The organism is Mesorhizobium sp. M7A.F.Ca.AU.002.02.1.1, assembly GCF_003998535.1.
GTDB classification, from domain to species: Bacteria; Pseudomonadota; Alphaproteobacteria; order Rhizobiales; family Rhizobiaceae; genus Mesorhizobium; species Mesorhizobium ciceri.
The window spans coordinates 1-2319 of record NZ_RZPB01000860.1 but is presented as its reverse complement, the minus strand read 5'-3'; the positions used below and the strand labels follow the sequence as shown (position 1 = coordinate 2319).

Below are 2319 nucleotides of genomic sequence, written 5' to 3'. Positions count from 1 at the left end.
CCATAACCGCGCGACATGTTGTTCTGGCCACCGGCTACGAACTTGTGGAGATCGTGCCGGCCGCGGCCCACCGGATCATCTCGACATGGGCGATCGCAACATGCCCGCAACCGCGAAAGCTCTGGCCGGACGCAGCGTTCATCTGGGAAGCGTCGGCGCCGTATCTGTATATGCGCACGACGATCGACGGCCGGGTCATTTGCGGCGGCGAGGACGAGGATTTTGTCGACGAAGCGCGGCGCGACGAGCTGATCGCCGACAAGAGCACACGCATCGCCGAGGAGCTCGGCCTGGTATTTCCGCATCTCGACACCAGGCCCGATTTTGCCTGGACCGGTTCGTTCGGCACCACAACCACCGGCCTGCCCTATATCGGCGCCATTCCCCGCCACCCGCGCATCTATGCAGTGATGGGCTACGGCGGCAACGGCATCACCTTCTCGCAGATCGCTTCCGAGATTGTCCCGGCTTCGATCAACGGGCTGGAGGACACGGATGCAAGATTGTTTGCCTTCAACCGCTGATCGCACCCGCAAACAATCCGTCATCACCTGATTGTAACGCATCTGAAACACACTTAAGTCTTTGGTGAAGTCGGCCGCGCGAGAATGGCTTGTGCGGCCTTCGTCTGAGGGAGAGCCAAATGGATTTCAGTGGTTTCGATATTGCGGTTGGTGCACTTGCCCTTCTGGTATTGGTGCTGCTGATCAAAGGCATCAGGACAATCCCGCAAGGCTACAACTATACGGTGGAGCGCTTTGGCCGTTACACCAAGACACTGAGCCCGGGTCTCAATTTCATTTACCCGTTCATCGACCGCATCGGCGCCAAGATGAACATGATGGAGCAGGTGCTCGACGTTCCAAGCCAGGAAATCATCACCCGCGACAACGCCATTGTCGGTGTCGACGGCATCGCCTTTTTCCAGATCCTCAACGCCGCTCAGGCCGCCTACCAGGTTTCCGGCCTGCAGAACGCCATCCTCAATTTGACGATGACCAACATCCGTACCGTCATGGGTTCGATGGATCTCGATGAACTCCTGTCGAACCGCGACGCCATCAACGAGCGCCTGCTGCGCGTCGTCGACGAAGCGGCCCACCCGTGGGGCATCAAGATCACCCGCGTCGAAATCAAGGACATCAACCCGCCGGCCAACCTTATCGAATCGATGGGCCGGCAGATGACCGCGGAACGCAACAAGCGCGCCCAGATCCTTGCCGCCGAAGGCCTCAAGCAGTCGCAGATCCTCGAGGCCGAAGGCCGCAAGGAAGCCGCCTTCCGCGATGCCGAGGCGCGCGAACGTTCGGCCGAGGCGGAGGCCCGCGCCACCCAGGTTGTGTCGGAAGCGATCTCCAAAGGCGATGTGCAGGCGCTGAACTACTTCGTTGCCCAGAAATACACCGAAGCGTTGGGCAAGATCGGCACTGCGACCAACAGCAAGATCGTGCTGATGCCCTTCGAGGCATCGTCGCTGATCGGTTCGCTCGGCGGCATTGGCGAGATCGCCAAGGAAGTCTTCCGCAGCGAGGGCACGACCGGCTCGCAGAGGCAGGCCGCGCGCCCGCCGGTCGTTCGCCCAACCGACAACTGAGGTCGAAACCAATGATCGACCGCATCGTTTCCGAACTCGGCCCGTGGAACTGGATGGTTCTCGGTTTCGTCCTGCTGGTGATGGAAATCATCGCGCCGGGTATCTTCATGCTGTGGATCGGCATCGCCGCGCTGATCATCGGCGCTGTGTCGCTGCTGATCTGGGACACCGGCTTCTGGACATGGCAGGTCCAGGTCCTCGCCTTCCTGGCGCTGTCGCTGGTCTCGGCCTATGTCGGCAAGAAGCTGGTCGGCAGCCGCAACGACCCGACCGATCAGCCGCTGCTCAACCGGCGCGGCGCGCAGATGGTCGGCAGGATGGCGACACTTGCCGAACCGATCCGTGACGGGCGCGGCCGCATCAAGCTGGGCGACACACTGTGGCGTGTCTCCGGCCCTGACCTGCCGGCCGGCACGCAAGTGCGCGTGACGGGTGCGGCCGATACGGATCTGGAACTGACCGTCGAGGCGGTCTGAACGTTCAGGCGGCGCCGATACGCAGCAGATCATGCAGGTGGATGAGGCCGACTGGTTTCCGGCCCTCCACCACCATCAGGCTGGTGATGGCTGAATTGTTGATCGTCTGCAGCGCCGTTGCCACCAGCGTGTCCGGCGTCGCGGTCTTCGGACCTCTTGTCATCACCTGATCCACCGTCATCGCCAGCAGATTGCTGCCGATGTGACGGCGGATGTCGCCATCGGTGATGATGCCGACCAGCGCACCGT

The 2319-nt window shown here is 61.8% G+C and carries 4 protein-coding genes; 3 read left to right on the top strand and 1 reads right to left on the bottom strand.

The genetic code is table 11. The features are described 5' to 3' along the window. The 3 genes from EN879_RS32440 to EN879_RS32430 form a co-directional block, all read left to right on the top strand. On the top strand, positions 1-524 hold a 524-nt coding region (locus EN879_RS32440; protein ID WP_164774720.1), incomplete at its 5' end, for an FAD-binding oxidoreductase. 119 nt (positions 525-643) lie between these two features. Then, complete coding sequence (locus EN879_RS32435; protein WP_013529726.1) at positions 644-1594, top strand: SPFH domain-containing protein; 951 nt, start codon at positions 644-646, stop codon at positions 1592-1594. A gap of 11 nt (positions 1595-1605) precedes the next feature. Further along, complete coding sequence (locus tag EN879_RS32430; protein WP_013529725.1) at positions 1606-2070, top strand: NfeD family protein; 465 nt, start codon at positions 1606-1608, stop codon at positions 2068-2070. Between the two features lie 4 nt (positions 2071-2074). Here the strand turns inward: EN879_RS32430 and EN879_RS32425 are convergent. Then, positions 2075-2319, bottom strand: a 245-nt coding sequence (locus EN879_RS32425; RefSeq protein ID WP_127274539.1) for a CBS domain-containing protein, incomplete at its 5' end; no start/stop codon positions are given.

Excerpts from the sequence above, each read along its gene's own strand:
- EN879_RS32435 (WP_013529726.1), top strand. The coding sequence starts at position 644 with ATGGATTTCAGTGGTTTCGATATTGCGGTTGGTGCACTTGCCCTTCTG.
- EN879_RS32430 (WP_013529725.1), top strand. The coding sequence starts at position 1,606 with ATGATCGACCGCATCGTTTCCGAACTCGGCCCGTGGAACTGGATGGTT.